The following is an 18,629-nucleotide window of genomic DNA, read 5'->3' on the forward strand; positions in this document are numbered from 1 at the left end:
CTCACATCACCAGGCGCCGGCCCGGGCGCCAGCGCGCCAGCAGCCGGGTCAGGGCCAGCGCGCCGGCGAACACCAGTGCGACGTACAGCACGTCCCAGGCGGGCCAGGCGCGCCAGCGCTCGTCGAGCGGGCGCAGCCAATCGACGAACAGGTAGTGCGAGGCGTAGATGCCGAGCACCAGCGGTCCGAGCGCGGCCAGCGCCGGCAGGCGCAGCGCGGGCGCATCCGACAGCGCCATCAGGCCCGCGCACAGGCCGTACAGCCAGGTCGAGGCCACGAAATCCTGCACCGGGGCGGCGCCGAAGCGCAGGTGCAGCCAGCGCACTTCCAGCAGTTGCAGCGCGCAGCCGGCCAGCGCCACCAGCAGGCCCGGCCAGGCGGCCGCCGGCAGGCGCCAGCGGCGCAGCTCGATGCCGGTCACGAAAAAGAGCAGGCCGAAGAAGGGACCGTCGCGCAGGTTGAAACGGGTCGGCCAGCCGAGCGGCGTGAGCGCATATGCCTTGCCGGCCAGGCCGAAAGCGAACAGGACGATCGCCAGCGCGATCAGCAGTGCACGCTGGCGGCGCGCCAGCAGGGCGCCGCTGATCAGGACCGCGCAGGCCAGCGCAGGCAGGTACCACAGGTGGGGCGTGAGGCCCTCCAGCAGGACGCGCTGCACGCCCATCCGGTGGCCGCGCCAGGCCGCGGCCAACTCGTGCAGCGCGGCCGGCGTGCCGGCGTTCCAGATTGCGCCGATGGCGCCGACGGCCGCGTACACCAGCACCCAGCCGGCGTACACCGTGAGCACGCGCCGGCACAGGCGCACTGCGCGCAGCCATCGAGCGTGCGGGCCGGCGCCGCCCCGGGCCCAGAAGTAGCCGGACAGGATGAAAAACAGCGGCACGGCGAAGCGCTCGGCCCCGTCGAGCAGGGTCGGCAAGTCCCATCCGTGGCCGACCGCGCGTTCGCCGTCGTGGCGCGCCGTATGCAGGGCGATGACCGCGACGATGGCCAGCACGCGGAAGGTGTCGGCGCTGCGGATCCGATCCATGCCCGGTGCAGTCGTTTGATGCCTGGTCAGCGGTGTCAGCAGCACGATGTCACTCGAATTGCCTTCTGATTGTGCGATTTTTCCGACGCGACGACGGGAAGAACGCCATGCGCCGCGGGCCTTGTAGACCCGCACGCCAACCCTATCTCGTACCTGTTTCGTCAGCGATGTTCGCTGTTTCTCGTGTCTCCACCTCAGTCATCGGCTGAGCGTTTAGGCCGCTGCCGCGCATGCGTCAGCGGCGTTTTTTTCTTCCTCAGGCCGACAATGCCGCCAGCAGCCTGGCGCCATCCGGCGAGCCCCACCCGGTGCAGGCGTCCCAGCCCGGTGCGGCGCTGTAGGCGCCATTGTTGCCGCTGGTGATGTCGTGGAAGGCGCCGCTGCCGGCCACCGGACCGTACAGCAGCGGATTGAGGAAGCCGACCGGCCTGCCCAGCGCCTGGTTCAGCCGCGCCGCCAGTCCGGCCCACAGCGGCGACACCGCGCTGGTGCCGCCGACCACGAAGCTCAGGTAATCGACGCACACCTGGTAGCCGGTGGCGGGCGAGGCGTTCCCGGCCACGTCCGGCACGCCGCGTCCCACGTGCGCGCCCGCGTTGACCGAGGCCGGCACGTGCGCATCCTTTTGCCAGCCGGGCAGGCCGAACACGTCGCTGACGCCGCCGCCGGTGGCGCTGGTGGCGGGCTCGTCGTCCCACACGGTCTCGCTGGCGATGGCGTTGCCGCTGGCGACCAGGCGGGTGCCGCCGCAGCACAGCACGAATCGGCTGGAGCCGGGAAAATGCGCATGCGCCAGCCCGTCCGGCGTGCCGTTGGCGGGGTTCCGGTGGCCCGAGCCGGCGTCGCCGGCGGCGCAGCAAACCGTGACGCCGAGCGCCGCGGCGGCCTCGAACGCGTCGTTCATTGCGGCGAGGGCCTGTGCGGTCCACTCGGATTCCGGCGCGCCCCAGCTGATCGAGATGACCGACGGCTTGTTGACGCTGTCGTGCACGGCGCTGGTGATGGCGTCGATGAAACCCTGTTCGCTGTTCGGCGCGAAATACACGGCGATGGCCGCGCCCGGGGCCACCGCGCCGGCGATCTCGATGTCGAGCGCCACCTCGGCGTCCGCGCCCCAGGGCAGCGACGGACTGTTCTTGCCGCCGTCGACCGAGACCGGGGTGACCTTGGGCGTGTTCAGGCCGAGTTTCTTGAAATAGGCTTTCAGGTCGGCGCTCCGGTAGCCGCCGCCGAGCTCGATGATGGCGATGCATTGGCGGCCGCCGTCGACGCCGGCCGGGAAATCGTAGAGGCGGGCGACGTCGACCGCGGTGAACGAGCCGGCGGCCGCGGCCGCGTCGGCGGCGCCGTCCTCCGGGTCGGCGTCGGGCCGGCCGGCGGGGCTGCCCGCCGGGTCCTGGCTCGCGATCTGGAAATGCGGACGGGCGATCGGGGTGTCCTCGATGCCGAACACGCCCTGCACGATCCCGGCCAGCTCGGGCGGCACGTGGATCGGCGCGGTGCGCCTGCGCGAGATGCCGGCGCCATGCTCGACGCGTTCGATGCTGGTGCCAAAGGCGCTGGCGACCTGGTCGACCGTGCCCGACAGGTAGACGCTGCGGCGCGCCGGGCAGCGCTCGACCACGCTCAGGCCGCCGCGCTGGGCGAAGGCCGCGACCGCATCGATGTCTTCCTCGCTGGCGCCGTAGGCGGCCGCGTGTTCTTCGCGCGTGAGGTAGCGGCGCGTGGCCAGGCGGCCGTCGAGCGCCAGCGGCGCCGCCGCGGACATCGGCGGGCGCCGCCGCAGCACCGTGATTTCGAAGCGTTCGTCGGCCGGGGCCGGCCCGAGGGAGCGCGCGTCGGCAAGGGGCGCGGGCACACTGCCTGGAAGTTTGACCATGCTTGATCTCATCAAATGAGAACTGCGGGAGAACTGCGGGAGAGCTGCGGAAACATCGCGCAAGGGCTGCGAGCAAGGCTGCTGGATGACCCGGATCAGTATGCTCGTGGTGGTGGTCGCGCCTTTGATCAAAGGCAAACCGTTGCCGAGGTCGCACGGCAGCGCGCGCGACAGCAACATCGGCATTTGCAGGCGCTCCGAAGCAGGCGTATGCTGGAATCACAGCAAAGCCCATTAGAGGAGACAATCATGAACGTTCGGCTCGCGTCAGCCCAGCTGGCAACCCAGTTTCATCGTCCCTTGCGCTTTGGCCGCCTATGGCGCGGTCACGAGCTCGCACTGCGCGCCTTCCAGGTCGTGCTGATCCTGTTCCTGGCGGTATTCGGCGCCAGGCTGATCGCGCACGGCATCGCCCTGGCCAGCCAGGCGATCGCCCGGCTGATATCCTGAACCTTCCCTATTAGCGGCCGCGGCTGTAGTAACCGCAGCAGCCTCAAGCGCCTGCGCTGCAGCCGGCCGTGCGCGAACCCGCCCAAGCGCGCGCGTCGGTAGCGATGCGCGCGCCGAGCGCCGCGATCGCCGCTTGCTGCGCCTGCACCAGCTGCACGTAATCGCCTGACGCCGGCCGTTCGAAACTGCCGCGGCAGGTCAGCCGTGCGTTGCCGCTGTCGTCGGCCACGCCGATGCTCCAGTCGGCATCCATCTGCACGCGCTGGCCCGGCCAGGCGTCCATCCGGCGCACCTGCACCTTGATGCGCACCAGCGGCTTGCCGGCAGGGCGCGGCAGGCCGGCGATGTCCTGCGTGCCGAGATCCTGGCTGATCTCGGCCGACAGCGCAGTGCGGATGCCGTCGGCCAGCGGCCCGGCCCAGCGTTCGCCGTCGAGGATGGCGAGACTGCCGTCGGCCTGGTGCACGACCATCTGTGCCTGGTCGAGTTCGGCCGGGATCCCGACTGCCAGCACCTCGACCAGGAACGGCGCCGGCTGCGCCGCCGCGGCCGCGCCGGCTGCGTTCGGTTTGGGCGGCGCCAGCAGCGAGTGGTAGTGCACCGGCGGCGTCGAGGAGCAGGCTGCCAGAGCGAGGGCGGCGGCGGCCATGGCCAGGCCTGAGGTGAAGCGGGGGCGAATCGTCATGGCTGGTGCTCCGAAGCGGGCGAGGTTGCGGGTGCGGATACGGGCGCGGACGGGGGCGCAGTGACGGGCGCCGGCGTCCCTTTGTCGGCAGGACGCTGCTCGGCTTCCTTCAGGCCGCGCAGCAGCGCTTCCGGGTGGCGTCCGAGCAGGTCAGTCAGGGTACGCACCGAGCGCGCCGCCTTCTGCACTTCCTGTAGCGTGGCGCCGATGTTCTGCTGCAGCGGCGCGTCTTCGGACAGCACGCTCTGCGCGGCGCCGAAGGTGCGCTGGGCTTCCTGCAGCGTCTGGGCGCCTTGCTGCAGGGTCTGGGTGCTTTGCGGGATCAGCTGGCCGTTGACCTGCTTGAGGGTCTTGTCGAGATCCCCGAGCGACTTGTTCAAGTTGTTGCCGATCGATTCGAGCGGGATCTTGTCGACCTTGTTGACGATGCCGGCGATCTGGTCCTGGATCTGGTCGAAGCTGCCGCTGACGGTCGGCACGACGATCGGGCGTGCGCCCGGATCGAAGGTCGCCTTGGGCGCGTTCGGCACGAAGTCGAGCGCAATGTACAGCTGGCCGGTCAGGAGGTTGCCGTTGCGGGCGCGGGCGCGCAGGCCATGCGCCACCAGTTCCCCGAGGAAGGCGGCGGTCTGCTGCTCGTCGTCGCCGCTCAAGGCCGGCAGCTTGGTGCGCGCGCGGCCCAGGCGCTGCGGGTAGATCACGGCACTGACCACGGTCGGGAAGCGCTTCTTGACCGGATCGAAGTCGAGCTCGATCGAGGTGACGCGGCCCAGGTCGATGCCGGCGAACTGCACCGGCGCGCCGACCGACAGGCCGCGCAGCGGACGCTGGAAACGCAGTTGCAGGAACTGCGGCACGCCATCGGGCGGCGCCAGCGCGGTGCGCTGGTCCTGCGCCATCGTGAAGCGCGTCTTGGGGTCGGCCGGGCCGGCCGCGCTGCCATCCGGGACGTCGAAGGCGATGCCGCCGGCCACGATCGTGGTCAGCGACTGGGTCTTGAGGCGCAGGCCGTCGGCGTTGACCGAGGCGTCGACGCCGCTGGCGTTCCAGAAGCGCGCGTCGGCGGTGACGAAGCGGTCGTAGGGCGCGTCCACGAAGATCTGCAGGTCGACGCGCTTGCCGTCGGGGCTGAGCTGGTAGGACGTCACGCGGCCGACGTGGATGCGCTTGTAGTACACCGGCGAGCCGATGTCGAGCGAACCCAGGTCCTCGGTGCGCAGGTTGAACGGCTTGCCGGGCGAGCCGCGGATGACGGCCGGCGCGGTCTCCATGCCGGTGAAGCGGTCGGCGGTGTCGTCGAGCACGCCGGGGTCGGCGCCGATGTAGGCGCCGGACAGCAGGGTGTCGATGCCGGACACGCCGCTGGCGCTGACGCGCGGGCGCACCACCCAGAAGCGGGTGTCCTTGCGCGTCAGCCGCTTGGCGCTCTTGGCCAGCGCGACCTTGACCTCGACGTGCGAACCGTCGTCGCTCAGCGTGATCGCGGTGACCTTGCCGACGCTGACGTCCTTGTACTTGATCGCGGTCTTGTTGGCCTCCAGGCCGGCCGCGGTGCGGAACGAGATCGTGATTTCGTCGCCGGCGCCGAGCCAGGTATGCACCAGCATCGCCAGGCCGACGATGGCCGCGACGGCCGGGACCAGCCAGACCAGCGAGACGCGCCAGCGGCGCCGCACCATCGGCGGCTCGTTAGGCTGCGGTACGGGCCGCGGATCGGGTTGCGGTGTCGGTTGTGTAGGTGTGTCGTTCATTGTTCTTGCCCGTCCCAGTTGAGGCGCGGGTCGAAATTCATCGCTGCCAGCATCGTAAGAATCACCACCAGACCAAAAAAAAGTATGCCGATGCGCGGTTCGGCGTCGCCGATCGCGCCGAACTTGATCGCCGCCGAGGTCACGCCGACCACCATCACGTCCAGCATCGACCAATAGCCGATGAACTCGATCATACGGTAGAGCTTGGCTCTCTCGCGCACGGCTCGCGGACTGCGCCGCTGCGCCATCACCAGCAGGATGGCCAGCACCAGGAATTTGGTGCACGGGACCGCCACGCTGGCGACGAAGATCACCAGCGCGATCCCGTACGAGCCGCTCTTCCAGAACTCGATGACGCCGTTCAGGATCGTGCTCTCGGCGCCGCTGCCGAGCAGCGTGGTGTTCATCACCGGGTACAGGTTGGCCGGGATGTACATGATCAGCGCGGCGACCAGGAAGGCCCAGGTGCGCGCGATGCTGTCCGGGCGCCGGCGGTGCAGGCCGGCGCCGCAGCGCGGGCAATGCGGATGGCTGGCCGGATCGGCATGGACGTGGGCGTGCCGGGCCGGGTCGGCGCCGCACACCAGGCCGCAGTCGTGGCAGGCGACCACGCCCAAATGGTGCGCGCGCGGGACCGGGTCGACGGGGTCGCGCGCGCTCATGCGGTCTCCTCGGCCGCCAGGTCGGGCGCCGGCGCCGGTTCGGTGGCGTCCCACAGCGTGCGCAGGTCGCGCTGGGTGATCAGGGTCAGCAGCACCATCGACGCCGCCATCGCGCCCAGGCCGACGCCGGGGATCACCTTCATGTAGCTGGACAGCTTGATCGCCGCGACCAGAATGCCGAGCAGGCCGACTTCGACCATGCTCCACGGCCGCAGCGCGACCAGCAGGCGCAGCGCCAGCGCGAACCCGGGCGCGCGCCGGCGCACGCGCGCGAAGGCCAGCGTCCAGACGAACAGGGCGATCTGCAGGGCCGGCACGATGATGATCGACAGCGCCAGCGGCACCGCGATCGGCCCGGCCGCGCCATAGTCGAGCGCGCGCGCCGCTTCCCACAGCGTGGCGTCGTTGCGCAGCGACTGCAGGCTGAGGCGGATCACCGGCGAAAGGTTGGCGATGGCGAACGCGATCGCCGCCCCCAGCGCCAGCGCCAGCCAGCTGTCGACGTCGTGGCGCCCGCCGCGGTAGAGCAGGGCGTCGCAAGTGGCGCAGTGCGCCTGTTCGTAGAAGCGGCCGGGGCGGCGGCGGTAGACGCTGTCGCAGTGTTCGCAGACGATGTAGTCGGGATAGGTCTTCATTTCCAAATTGGGTTCAAGCGATCAGTAACTTTGGGCCGGGATCGTATGCCAACTTTAACCGCGAATGGCTGTGCGGGAATGTTCTGTTGCCGTGCGCCAAGCATAACGCACGGCTGGCCGACCTCGACTACCGCTGTGAAACGATGATATGCAACTAACCGACAGAGGTCGCCGCCAGCCCGAACCACCGCGACCAAGCCGGCTCGCCGGCCAGCGCGGCCGCGCAACCGCGGCGCGGATCGCGATCGGCCGGGCGCGGTCCGGCCCGCTCAAGCGGCAGGTTCCGGCCGCGCCAGGATCCGGTCCATCCGCTCGGCTTCGCCGGTCACGACGAAGCGGCGGCGCGCGGCGTCGACGTCTCGAGCACCCAGGTGCGCTCGAACGGCGCCCAACTGGCGCAGCTTGCCCGATTGCTGGATGGGGGCGCGCTCCGCGTCGCCATCGACAGCCGCTTTCCGCCGGCGCAGGCCGCGCGGGCGCACGAGCGCGCCGCGCGCGGACACACATCCAGGGCAAGCTGGTGCTGACGGTGGATTGACCCATGCGTGGACAAGGCAAAGCGGCGATGGCCGCAGGCACCTGCTAGTCCGGCGCCGGCGCGTCGATCAGCAGGCCGGGATCGAGCAGTCGTACGCGCGGCTCGACGTAATAGCCGCCGGCCTCGACATACTTCAGCGCAGCGCGTGAACATACCTCGCAGCGCAGGACCTCGCAGCGGTTGTAGGGAAAGTGGCGTGGCGCGATCGGCGCGGCGGCCGACCAGTACGAGGTGCCGGCCGGGTGATATTCGGCGTAGGTCGCTTCCACGTACGGGTCGTCGGCGAGGGTGCCGACGATGTCCATCTGCGCTTCGGGGAAGGTCGCCGGAATGCGCGTCCATTCGTGGTACGAGGCCAGGTCGCACACGCACGCGCGGGCGACCGCATGCGAAGTCCCGGCCAGCCGCATCAGATCGTCGAAGTTCAGCTTGGGAGCGGTGGGCATGGGCAAGGGTGGCTGCGGTAAATTAAACGGGGCCGATTATACCGTCCTGGCCGACCGGCTCGGCACGTGAACCCATCCAGCGCGCTGTCCAGGCGCCGTTCAGTCAACCAGGAGAGGTGACGGCTGTTCGGTGAGGGCGATCGGGGCTGCGGGCGGCGACGCAGGAGGCGCCACGGCAGGCCTCGGGACAAAGTGGGCGCGTTCGCGGCCTCGCTGCAGCAGCGTCCATTCCGAGCCTGCGGCGCCGCCGCCGACATCGAAGTATTCCTGGCGATCGCACACCGAGCAGACACGGTCCTCGTCGGAGTGGTACTGCCAGGTATGCTCAGGGAACATATTTCGGCGATATCGTTTCAGCTCGGCGACGAGTCCGGCGATCGGGTGTAAAAGGCTGCGCATGGTGAGGTTTCAAGGCCGGCATCTTTGCGTGCCGCTTCGCTCAGCAATAATACGCTGTCAAATTTGCAAAAAAATCACCAATAATCACCGCGGGCCATATTTTCCCGTGTGACAGGCACGCATTGGCGCGTCATGCGCAGGGTTGGGGCCGATGCCGCCCCTGCCTTGGCAAGGGCAACGGCATGAACGATGGGAACCAGAAAAGCGGGGAAGGAGGATGTGCGGCGCTAGGCCGTGGTGCCCGGAGCCGGGATCGAACCGGCACGCCATTGCTGGCACGAGATTTTAAGTCTCGGGTGTCTACCAGTTTCACCATCCGGGCAGCGGGCGAATTCTAGCATAGCCGGACCCGCACCGGGTCAATTTGGAGTCGGATGTGCAATATTGCCGAACGACTTTAGTTGAGTCCCGGCATGGTGTAGCATGCGAACCCAATGGCTGAAGTTAACCAGTCAGCCCCGAAGCACATGCAAGGACACGAATTGAACATCACGATTAACGACGAACTGCGTACCTACGTCGACCCGCTCACCCCCGCCGAACACGAAGCCCTGGAACGCAGCCTCCTGACTGAAGGCTGCCGCGAAGCGCTGATCCTGTGGCGCGACGTGCTGATCGACGGGCATAACCGCTACGCCATCTGCACCCAGCACGACATCCCGTTCCGCACCGTCCAGAACGACAGCTTCGATTCGATCGAAGACGTCAAGTTGTGGATGATCGACAACCAGCTGGCGCGCCGCAGCGTCAGCGATTTCCAGCGCGGCCTGATGGCGCTGCGCAAGAAGGAGATCCTGGCCGCGCGCGTGGTGCCCAAGCTCGAGGGCGAACTGCAGAGCGAGGCCGACCAGGCCGTCCCGTTCACGCCCCCTTGGAACACGCGCGAGGAAGTGGCGCGCGCGGCGCGCGTCTCGGCCAATACCATCAGCCAGATCGAGCGCATCCAGAAGGCGGCGGCGCCGGAACTGGTCGACGCGGTGCGCGCCGGCCAGATCTCGGTGAGCGCGGCGGCCAACGTCGCCTCGCTGCCGCGCGAAGCCCAGGTCGCGGCGGTGGCCGGCGGCAAGAAGGAACTGCAGCAGGCGGCGCGCCAGGTGCGCGAGCAGAAGTCGGCGACCAAGCCGAAGAAGGACAAGGACATGTCGATGGACCCGCCGGAAGACCAGATCAAGGCGCTGCGCGCCCAGGTCGGCGAATTGAAGGACCGGGTGGCCTCCCTGATGACCGAGAACGAAGTGCTCAAGCAGAAGCTGGCCGCGCGCGGCGGCTGAGTCTTTCCTGCGGCCGGACGCCGCCGCTGCAATGAACCCGCGACGATAACGACAATTAGGAGTGACCTGATGCAGACTTCCCGCTTCCTCGTCCGGCACGCGCTGCGCGCCGCTTTCGCCTGCAGTGCAGTGGCCACGCTCGCGCCGGTCCAGGCCGCGCAGGCGCCGGCATCGGCCGCCGGGTCCACGGCGGCGACGGCCGGCCTGCATGCGGCGTCGTTTTCGCCGGCCGAACTGGCGCGCATGAAGGCCACCGCCGGGCGCGTCACGATCCTGCGCGACAAGTGGGGCATCCCGCACGTGTTCGGCAAGACCGACGCCGATGCCGCCTTCGGCATGCTGTACGCCCAGGCCGAGGACGACTTCAACCGCGTCGAGATGAACTTCATCAACGCGATGGGCCGCCTGGCCGAAGTCGAGGGCGAGGGCGAGATCTGGCGCGACCTGCGCATGAAGCTGTACATCCGCCCGGACGACATGCGCGCCAAGTACGCGGCCAGCCCGGCCTATTTGAAAAAGCTGATGGACGCCTGGGCCGACGGCTTGAACTGGTACCTGGTCGGCCATCCGCAGGTGAAGCCGAAGCTGCTCACCCGGTTCGAGCCGTGGATGGCGCTGTCGTTCAGCGAGGGCAGCATCGGCGGCGACATCGAGGAGATCGACCTCAAGGCGCTGGAAGCGTTCTACGGCAAGGCGCCCGTGGCCGCATCCGCAGTTGCGCCCAAGGTGGCGCTGGCCGAACTGTCCAACAACGGCTTCGACCCCGAGCCGACCGGCTCGAACGGTTTCGCGATCGCCCCGTCGCGCACCGCCGACGGCCACGCGCTCCTGATGATCAATCCGCACACCTCGTTCTACTTCCGGCCCGAGATCCACGTGGTCAGCGACGAGGGACTGGATGCCTACGGCGCGGTCACCTGGGGCCAGTTCTTCGTCTACCAGGGCTTCAACCAGCACGTCGGCTGGATGCACACCTCGGGCGGCGGCGACGTGATCGACGAGTATCTGGAAACGGTGGTCGAGCGCGGCGGCAAATTCTTCTACAAATACGGCGCCCAGGAGCGGCCGCTGCGCAGCATCGACATCGACCTGTCCTACAAGACCGCGAACGGCATGGCCAGCCGCAGCGTCACGGCCTACTTTACGCACCACGGTCCGGTGATCCGCTCGCAGGACGGCAAGTGGGTGTCGGTCAAGCTGATGGACGACCCGGTGCACGCGCTCGAACAGTCGTACGGACGCACCAAGGCGCGCAACTACGCCGAGTTCCTGAAGGTCATGCAGCTGCGCACCAATTCGTCGAACAACACCGTCTACGCTGACGGCGACGGCAACATCGCCTACTTCCACGGCAATTTCATCCCGCGCCGCGATACCCGCTTCGACTGGACCAAGCCGGTCGACGGCAGCGATCCGGCCACCGAATGGAAGGGGCTGCACGAGGTCAATGAGACGATCACGCTGTTCAACCCCAAGAGCGGCTACATCTCGAACACCAACAACTGGCCCTGCACCGGTTTCGGCGAGAGCAGCCCGGATTGCTCGAAGTACCCGGCCTACATGTGGTCGCTGCCGCAGAACGCGCGCGGCGTGCACGCCGAACGGGTGCTGCACGACGCGCGCGGCCTGGATCTGGATGGCCTGATCGCCAAGGCCTACGATTCCTACCTGACCGCGTTCGAGCCGCTGGTGCCTGCCGTGGTGAAGGACTGGGAGGCGCTGACGGACGCCGATCCGCGCAAGGCGCGCCTGGCGGAGCAGGTCGCCGCCTTGCGCGGCTGGGACCTGCGCTGGTCGGCGCAATCGGTGCCGACCGCGCTGGCGGTGTACTGGGGCCAGGACATGGTCAAGGCGGCGGCCCCGCGCGCGCGCGCGGCGGCGATCCCGGTGGTCGACTTCATCCAGACCCGCTCCAGCCCGCAGGAACGCCTGGATGCGCTCGCGCGCGCCAGCGACAAGCTGGCCGCCGACTTCGGCTCGTGGAAAACGCCGTGGGGCGAGATCAACCGCTTCCAGCGCCTGTCCGGCGACATCGCCTTGCAGTACGACGACAGCAAGCCCAGCATCCCGGTGCCGTTCACGTCGGCGGTGTGGGGTTCGCTGGCCTCGTTCGGCATGAGCGCCAAACAGGCGACCAAGCGCATCTACGGCGACCGCGGCAACTCCTTCGTTGCGGCAGTCGAGTTCGGCCCGCGCGTGCGCGCCAAGAGCATCCTGGCCGGCGGCGAAAGTGGCGATCCGAAGTCGCCGCACTTCAGCGACCAGGCCGAGATGTACGCGCGTGGCCAATTCAAGGACGTACTGTTCTACAAGGAAGACATCGAGAAACAGCTCGAGCGCAAGTATCATCCTGGCGAGTGAGGTCAAGTTCTCGCTGGAAACATAGAAGTGCGAACGGTGCAAGCGGTCGCAGCAATCTGAGCGCACTTTTATGCACCGCAAAGCGCCCTGAAAAGCGGGGTTATCCGCATTGCATCACGTATTGTCCTGTTATCTACTGATGGGAGCCCCAGGGCTGTCCATCCACCTTTAACGGGAGTACATCGTGAGCAAAAAACTGTTTCCGCTGAAAGCGCTCGGCCTGGCCGCCCTGCTGTGCGCAAGCGCGGCCGCCAACGCCGACATCACCGTCTACACCAGCGAGGCCGCCTTCAACGCCGCCGTCGCCAACCGCGGCGTCGATACCTTCGACGACCTGCCCCTTGGCCTATTGGGCGAGACCCTGACGCGCAGCGCCGGCGCCTACGGCTACACCGCCTCGGCCGAGAACGGCCTGTGGGGCGCCGGCGTCCCCGGCGACACCTGGCTGTCGACCAACTTCCGCACCGACTCGGTGGTGTTCTCGAATTTCACCGGCCACGTCAGCGCTTTCGGCGGCAATTTCTTCGGCTCCGATATCATCGGCGACTACGTGCCCGGCGGCGACCTGGTCCTGACCGCCACCGACGGCTTCACGCTGACCTACAGCCTGAACGGCACGACGCAGTCGTCCTTCCTCGGCTTCGTCTCGGACAGCGACCTCGGTTCGGTGACCGTGACCTCGAGCGGCGGTTCGGCGCTCTGGCCGACCGTCAACAACCTGGTGCTGGCCGTGCCCGAGCCGACGACCTACGGCATGTTCCTGGCCGGCCTGGGCTTCATGGCCGTGATGGCGCGCCGCCGCCGCGGTTGATCGTCGGTCCTGTCTCGCGCCGGTCTGCCGAGGCTGGCGCGCCCCGATGCCGGATTGCTATAATCGTCGGATTGTATTTCGTGTGAATCCGCTTTCAGGCAGGGAAGGGCAGTGGCCAAACTCTATTTCAGGTATTCGGCGATGAACGCCGGTAAATCGACGTCGCTGCTGCAAGTGGCGCACAACTACGAGGAGCAAGGCCAGCGCGTCATGCTGTACACCGCCAAGATCGACGACCGCTACGGCGTCGGCCAGATCACCTCGCGGCTGGGGCCGCATCGCCAGACCGACGTGTTCGACACCAACACCAACTTCTTGGAAAGCACGCCCGACGTCGCCTGCGTGCTGGTCGACGAAGCGCAGTTCCTGAGCACGGCCCAGGTCGTGCAGCTGCACCAGCTGGCCCAGGTGCGCGGCGTGCCGGTGATCTGCTATGGCCTGCGCAGCGACTTCCGCGGCGAACCGTTTCCCGGCTCGGCCTACCTGCTGGCGCTGGCCGACGACATCGAGGAAATCAAGAACATCTGCACCTGCGGGAAGAAGGCGACGATGAACATCCGCGTCGACGCGCACGGGCGGCGCATCCGCGAAGGCGAGCAAGTCAGCATCGGCGGCAACGAAAGCTACCGCCAGGCCTGCGGGCGCTGCTTCTACCGCGGCTGAGCGGGGACCGGCGATGGCGCATGGCTGGACGGCGCTGGCCAACGCCTGGGCCACCACCGGGTTCACTGGCTGGTCCAGCGCCTGGTCCACCGCGTGGTCCACGGCGGCGCCCGCCGGTACCTTCTGGCACGCCCTGGCCGATCTGCTCGCGCAGCTGCCGGCCTGGGCGCGCGGCGGCGCCGACATGCTGCTCTACCTGACGCCCTCGATCGCGCTGGCTTTCCTGATCTGGATGCTGACCGCCCTGCATCCGCTGTTCTTCGTGTTCAGCGCGGCCGGCACGCTGTGCCACGAACTCGCGCATTTCTCGGTCGGCCTGCTGCTCGGCGCCGAACCAACCGGCTTTTCGATCGTGCCGCGCCGCCAGGGCCGCACCTGGGAGCTGGGCTCGGTCACCTTCGCCAACCTGCGCTGGTGGAACGCGGCGCCGGCGGCGCTGGCGCCTTTCCTGGTGCTGCTGGTGCCGCTCACGGCGGCCTGGTGGCGCACCCGAGGCGACTGGCATTTCGGTGCCGCCGACCTGGCGCTCACTTTGCTGCTGGCGCCGCAGTTCCTGTCGTTCTGGCCGTCGCCCGTGGACTGGCGCCTGGCGCTGCGCAGCTGGCCGTGGGCCGTGCTGATCGGGCTCGGCGGCATCGGCTTGTACGCCTGGCATCATGACCTGTTTCAATTTGTAAAAGCGTGAACCGTAGAGCGGAGCGCGACTTAAGCTGCGCTGAAGAAGCGCACGAGCCGACTCTGCGTCGTTGCGCTATCCTGTAGAATTGGTTGCACGCGCCGTCCAGTCGGCGTGGCTGCCGAATCCTTCCTCAAGGCGGCCGCCTTACCAAATCCGTTCGGAGAAACGAAGAATGAAGAAGCAGATGTTGATGGCCGCGATGGCGCTCGCCGTATCGGCCCACGTGGTGACGGCGCAGCCGCAACCGGGCCAGGCGCAAGCGCCGGCCTCGGGTCAGGCGGCCCAGCCGACCGCGCTGCCGCAGCTCAAGCCCGCCGCCGCCCAGACCCAGGCCGCGCTGTGGGCTTCGCGCGTGCTCTCGCGCTACCACTACAAGGCCACGCCGCTCGACGATGCGATGTCGGCCAAGATTTTCGATGCTTACTTCAAATCGCTCGACGGCGAAAAACTGTATTTCACCCAGGCCGACATCGACGGGTACGCGCCCGCGCGCACCAAGCTCGACGATGCGATCAACAACGAGGACCTGACGCTCCCGTTCCAGATCTATAACACCTACCAGCAGCGCTTCAGCGACCGCATGGCCTACGCACGCGAGCTGGTGGCCAAGGGCGGCTTCGATTTCAGCACAGCCGAATCGCTCCAGATCGACCGCGAAAAGTCGCCCTGGGCCAAGAACGAAGACGAGGCGCGCGATCTGTGGCGCAAGCGCGTCAAGAACGACTGGCTGCGCCTGAAGCTGGCCGGCAAGGACGATAAATACATCCGCGAGACCCTCGACAAGCGTTACGAGGGCTACCAGAACCGTCTCAAGAAGCTCAACAACGAAGACGTGTTCCAGATGTTCATGAACGCCTACGCGATGGCGATCGAGCCGCACACCAACTACCTCGGCCCGCGCGCCTCGGAAAACTTCGACATCGCGATGCGCCTGTCTCTGGACGGCATCGGCTGCGTGCTCGAGCAGCGCGACGACTACACCGTGATCCGCGAAGTCGTGACCGGCGGCCCGGCCGACAAGTCCGGCAAGCTGAAGGTCGGCGACCGCATCGTCGCCGTGGCCCAGGCCACCGGCCCGTTCACCGACGTGATGGGCTGGCGCATCGACGACGTGGTCGATCTGGTGCGCGGCCAGCGCAATTCGACCGTGCGCCTGGACGTGATCCCGGCCGACGCCGGCCAGGACGGCAAGCACATCACGGTCTCGCTGGTGCGCCAGAAGATCAGCATGGAAGAGCAGTCGGCCAAGAAGCAGATCATCACGGTCAAGGACGGCGGCGTGACGCGCCGCATCGGCATCATCCAGCTGCCGACCTTCTACCAGGACTTCGACGCACGCCGCAAGGGCGACAAGGACTACAAGAGCGCGACGCGCGACGTGCAGCGCATCCTGGGCGAACTCAAGAAAGACAAGGTCGACAACGTGCTGATCGACCTGCGCAACAACGGCGGCGGCTCGCTGATCGAGGCGGTCGAACTGACCGGCCTGTTCATCGACAAGGGCCCGGTGGTGCAGCAGCGCAGCGCCGAAGGCCGCATCGAGGTCGAGAACGACACCGACGCCGGCCTGGCCTGGAGCGGCCCGATGGGCGTGCTGATCAACCGCGGCTCGGCCTCGGCGTCGGAAATCTTCGCCGCCGCGATCCAGGATTACGGCCGCGGCGTCATCATCGGCGAACCGAGCTTCGGCAAGGGCACCGTGCAGACGCTGATCAGCCTGGACCGCTTCTCGCAAAGCGACAAGGTCAAGTACGGCGAACTGAAGATGACGATCGCCCAGTTCTTCCGCATCAATGGCGGCACCACGCAGCTGAAAGGCGTTACGCCCGACATCAAGCTGCCGGTCACCGCCGATGCCGAGACTTTCGGCGAGTCTTCCTACGAGAACGCCTTGCCGTGGACCCAGATCAAGCCGGCGACCTACATGCCGGCCGGCGACCTGAAGGAGCTGTTCGCGCCGCTGCAGAAGAAGCACGACGTCCGTATCGCCAAGGACAAGGACTTCCTCGACATCGAGTCGGACATCGCCGAGGCGATCAAGCTGCGCAAGGACAACCTGATCTCGCTGAACGAGAACGTGCGCCGCAAGGAGCGCGAGACCCAGGAAGCCAAGGCCAAGGCACGCGAGGCGCGCATGGCCTCGACCCAGGGCACGCCCGACGATGCGACCGCGAATACGAATTCGGGCAACAAGGACCAGCGCGCCAAGGTGCCGACGCCGACGGCGCCGAAGAAAGCCGTTTCGGTAAAAGGCTTGCCGACGTCGGATGACGGCCTGCAGGGCAGCGAGCGCAGCTTGAGCGCCGAACTGGCGGCGGAAAAGGCGGCGAAGAACGCCAAGGACGTCTACCTGCAGGAAGCGGCGCACATCCTGTCGGACGAGGCCGGTATGCTCAAGGCCGACAACCGGATGGCTTCGCGGACGATGCCGTACTTGTCGCAGGCGAAATAAACGTGATCGGTTTCTGTGGCTGGCTTTGCAGCTAGAATTCGTCGCCGCAGTAAATTGAAGTAATGTTAAAAAATCTGAAAAAAGCGGGCGCTCCCTCTGGAATGTCCGCTTTTTTTATGGTATGCAATTGAACACGCTACTTTTTTAACCCATGCTACGCTCGGTATGCAGTTGATTTTAAAGTAACTTTCCCGACCATGTTAGGAGATTATGATGTCAACACGTGAACTCATCGCGGCTTTGCTGATGACCAGCAGCTGCGCAGCCTTCGCACAAACCGCAGCCCCACGCAGCGCGCACCAGATCACCGAGATCCGTCCGGCCATCCTGGCTGACCACATCGCCACGACCAGCCCGCTGGCAAGCGCCGTTGCCAGCGACCCGGCAGCCCTGCCGCCGAGGACCACCGTCGACGCCCCGCAAGTGACGGCGCCGCCGGTTAGCGCCGTGCAAGCAGCCGCCGATGGGACCGCTCTGCCGGAGCCGTCGTCGATCGCGCTGATGGCCGCCGGCCTGTTCGGCGCCATCGGCTTGCGCCGTCGCCGCAACAAGTAGTGGCAAGAACATCGTTAGCGCACATCAGAGCGGGCTTCGGCCCGCTCTTTTTTCGTCTGCGCTTTTCTCCATCGGGTGCTGCAGCCTTGCTTGAACGTCACGCTTTTCAGGTACAATCGTTTGGAACGGTCGTGCTTTTTTAATACAAAAAAACGCTACGGAGACAGAATGGACCTGAACACCACCGACGACGACCTGGCTTTCCGCGACCAGGTGCGCGCCTTCCTCGCGGCCGAATTGCCGGCCGACCTGCGCCGCAAGGTGCTGGATCACCTACGCCTGAGCAAGGACGACTATGTCCGCTGGCACAGGATCCTGGCCAGACAAGGCTGGGTGGCGCCGGGTTGGCCGGTCGAGTTCGGCGGTCCGGGCTGGACGCCACTCCAGCGCCATATCTTCGAGGAAGAGTGCGCGCGCGCCGGCACGCCGCCGATCCTGCCGTTCGGCGTGAACATGGTCGCGCCGGTGATCATGGCCTTCGGCAGCCCGGAGCAGAAAGCCCACTTTTTGCCGCGCATCCTGTCCTGCGACGACTGGTGGTGCCAGGGTTACTCGGAGCCGGGCGCCGGCTCCGACCTGGCGTCGCTCAAGACCACGGCGGTCAGGGACGGCGACCATTACGTGGTCAATGGTCAGAAGACCTGGACCACGCTGGCCCAGCACGCCGACATGATCTTCTGCCTGGTGCGCACCGACCCCGGCGTGCGCAAGCAGGAGGGCATCTCCTTCCTGCTGATCGACATGCACACGCCCGGCATCACCGTGCGCCCGATCGTGATGCTCGATGAAGACCACGAAGTCAACGAAGTCTTCTTCGACAACGTGCGCGTGCCGCTGTCCAACCTGGTCGGCCAGGAAAACCGCGGGTGGACCTATGCCAAGTACCTGCTCGGGCACGAGCGCACCGGGATCGCCGCGGTCGGCCGTTCCAAGCGCGAGCTGGCGGCCTTGAAGCGCCTGGCCCTGCGCGAGCAGAAGAACGGGCGCGCGCTGCTGGAGGATCCGCTGTTCGCCGTCAAGGTCGCCGAACTGGACATCGAATTGATGGCGCTCGAGATGACGGTGTTGCGCGTGCTGGCCGACGCCGGCAAGGCGCCCGGTCCCGAGGCCTCGGTGCTGAAGGTGCGCGGCACCGAGATCCAGCAGCGCTTGAGCGAGCTGATGGTCGAAGCCGCCGGACCGATGGCGCTGCCGTTCGACGAGGACTATCTCGCCGGTGCGCGCGAGCACAGCCTGGTCGACGACGACTTCGCCGCGCCGCTGCTGGGGCATTACTTCAACTACCGCAAGACCTCGATCTACGGCGGCTCGAACGAGATCCAGCGGAATATCATCTCCCAGATGATCCTGGGCCTGTAAGGA

18 protein-coding genes and 1 tRNA gene are annotated in these 18,629 nt (G+C 67.2%); 10 read left to right on the top strand and 9 right to left on the bottom strand.

Annotated elements, in window-relative coordinates; all coding sequences use genetic code 11:
* Position 1: 1 nt before the first annotated feature.
* Positions 2-1,030 carry an acyltransferase gene (locus tag FA90_RS04680; RefSeq protein ID WP_036166413.1) on the bottom strand — a complete coding sequence of 343 codons (1,029 nt, stop codon included), beginning with the start codon at positions 1,028-1,030 and terminating at the stop codon, positions 2-4.
* A 256-nt stretch (positions 1,031-1,286) separates the two neighbouring features.
* A complete protein-coding gene (locus FA90_RS04685; protein ID WP_036166414.1) occupies positions 1,287-2,909 on the bottom strand; it encodes a protease pro-enzyme activation domain-containing protein in 1,623 nt (540 codons plus the stop codon).
* A 249-nt stretch (positions 2,910-3,158) separates the two neighbouring features.
* On the opposite strand from FA90_RS04685, the gene FA90_RS26200 reads away from it, so the two are divergent.
* Positions 3,159-3,359 carry a hypothetical protein gene (locus FA90_RS26200; RefSeq protein ID WP_156116588.1) on the top strand — a complete coding sequence of 67 codons (201 nt, stop codon included), beginning with the start codon at positions 3,159-3,161 and terminating at the stop codon, positions 3,357-3,359.
* Between the two features lie 43 nt (positions 3,360-3,402).
* Here the strand turns inward: FA90_RS26200 and FA90_RS04690 are convergent, their stop codons facing one another.
* From FA90_RS04690 to FA90_RS04705, 4 genes are all read right to left on the bottom strand, one after another.
* Positions 3,403-4,044: a membrane integrity-associated transporter subunit PqiC gene (locus FA90_RS04690; RefSeq protein ID WP_036166418.1), complete on the bottom strand. Its 642-nt coding sequence runs from the start codon at positions 4,042-4,044 to the stop codon at positions 3,403-3,405.
* Complete coding sequence (locus FA90_RS04695) at positions 4,041-5,723, bottom strand: intermembrane transport protein PqiB (RefSeq protein ID WP_051971427.1); 1,683 nt, start codon at positions 5,721-5,723, stop codon at positions 4,041-4,043. Before FA90_RS04695 ends, FA90_RS04690 begins: the two co-directional genes overlap by 4 nt.
* A gap of 68 nt (positions 5,724-5,791) precedes the next feature.
* Entirely contained in the window at positions 5,792-6,457 is a 666-nt protein-coding gene (locus FA90_RS04700) for a paraquat-inducible protein A (protein ID WP_036166420.1), read from the bottom strand.
* Entirely contained in the window at positions 6,454-7,092 is a 639-nt protein-coding gene (locus tag FA90_RS04705) for a paraquat-inducible protein A (protein WP_036166423.1), read from the bottom strand. The genes FA90_RS04700 and FA90_RS04705 overlap by 4 nt, the downstream gene beginning before the upstream one ends.
* 371 nt (positions 7,093-7,463) lie before the next feature.
* Between FA90_RS04705 and FA90_RS25495 the strand changes: the two genes are divergently transcribed.
* Entirely contained in the window at positions 7,464-7,619 is a 156-nt protein-coding gene (locus FA90_RS25495) for a zinc-binding dehydrogenase (protein ID WP_239700539.1), read from the top strand.
* A gap of 55 nt (positions 7,620-7,674) precedes the next feature.
* Here the strand turns inward: FA90_RS25495 and FA90_RS04715 are convergent, their stop codons facing one another.
* The 3 genes from FA90_RS04715 to FA90_RS04725 all read right to left on the bottom strand — a co-directional run bounded on the left by FA90_RS04715 (position 7,675) and on the right by FA90_RS04725 (position 8,797).
* The gene (locus FA90_RS04715; protein WP_036166427.1) at positions 7,675-8,076 is read right to left on the bottom strand and encodes a hypothetical protein; all 402 of its coding nucleotides are present in this window, start codon (positions 8,074-8,076) and stop codon (positions 7,675-7,677) included.
* A 99-nt stretch (positions 8,077-8,175) separates the two neighbouring features.
* Positions 8,176-8,475 (bottom strand): hypothetical protein, encoded by a 300-nt coding sequence (locus FA90_RS04720; RefSeq protein ID WP_156116589.1) that lies wholly within the window; start codon positions 8,473-8,475, stop codon positions 8,176-8,178.
* 235 nt (positions 8,476-8,710) lie between these two features.
* Positions 8,711-8,797, bottom strand: a tRNA-Leu gene (locus FA90_RS04725).
* A 160-nt stretch (positions 8,798-8,957) separates the two neighbouring features.
* Here FA90_RS04725 and FA90_RS04730 point away from each other — a divergent pair.
* From FA90_RS04730 to FA90_RS04765, 8 genes are all read left to right on the top strand, one after another.
* A complete protein-coding gene (locus FA90_RS04730) occupies positions 8,958-9,746 on the top strand; it encodes a hypothetical protein (protein WP_036166433.1) in 789 nt (262 codons plus the stop codon).
* Positions 9,747-9,815: 69 nt separating this feature from the next.
* Complete coding sequence (locus FA90_RS04735) at positions 9,816-12,107, top strand: penicillin acylase family protein (RefSeq protein ID WP_081933648.1); 2,292 nt, start codon at positions 9,816-9,818, stop codon at positions 12,105-12,107.
* 184 nt (positions 12,108-12,291) lie between these two features.
* Positions 12,292-12,918: a PEP-CTERM sorting domain-containing protein gene (locus tag FA90_RS04740; protein ID WP_239700540.1), complete on the top strand. Its 627-nt coding sequence runs from the start codon at positions 12,292-12,294 to the stop codon at positions 12,916-12,918.
* A 111-nt stretch (positions 12,919-13,029) separates the two neighbouring features.
* Complete coding sequence (locus tag FA90_RS04745) at positions 13,030-13,581, top strand: thymidine kinase (RefSeq protein WP_036166441.1); 552 nt, start codon at positions 13,030-13,032, stop codon at positions 13,579-13,581.
* Positions 13,582-13,594: 13 nt separating this feature from the next.
* Positions 13,595-14,266, top strand: a complete 672-nt coding sequence (locus tag FA90_RS04750; protein WP_239700541.1) for a hypothetical protein — start codon at positions 13,595-13,597, stop codon at positions 14,264-14,266.
* Positions 14,267-14,432: 166 nt separating this feature from the next.
* Positions 14,433-16,712, top strand: coding sequence for a carboxy terminal-processing peptidase (locus FA90_RS04755; RefSeq protein WP_036166452.1), 2,280 nt, complete (start codon positions 14,433-14,435; stop codon positions 16,710-16,712).
* A 213-nt stretch (positions 16,713-16,925) separates the two neighbouring features.
* Positions 16,926-17,267, top strand: coding sequence for a PEP-CTERM sorting domain-containing protein (locus FA90_RS04760; RefSeq protein ID WP_197065246.1), 342 nt, complete (start codon positions 16,926-16,928; stop codon positions 17,265-17,267).
* Between the two features lie 168 nt (positions 17,268-17,435).
* The gene (locus FA90_RS04765; RefSeq protein ID WP_036166457.1) at positions 17,436-18,626 is read left to right on the top strand and encodes an acyl-CoA dehydrogenase family protein; all 1,191 of its coding nucleotides are present in this window, start codon (positions 17,436-17,438) and stop codon (positions 18,624-18,626) included.
* Positions 18,627-18,629: the final 3 nt, after the last annotated feature.

Source organism: Massilia sp. 9096, assembly GCF_000745265.1.
In the GTDB taxonomy this organism is placed as follows: Bacteria; Pseudomonadota; Gammaproteobacteria; order Burkholderiales; family Burkholderiaceae_D; genus Telluria.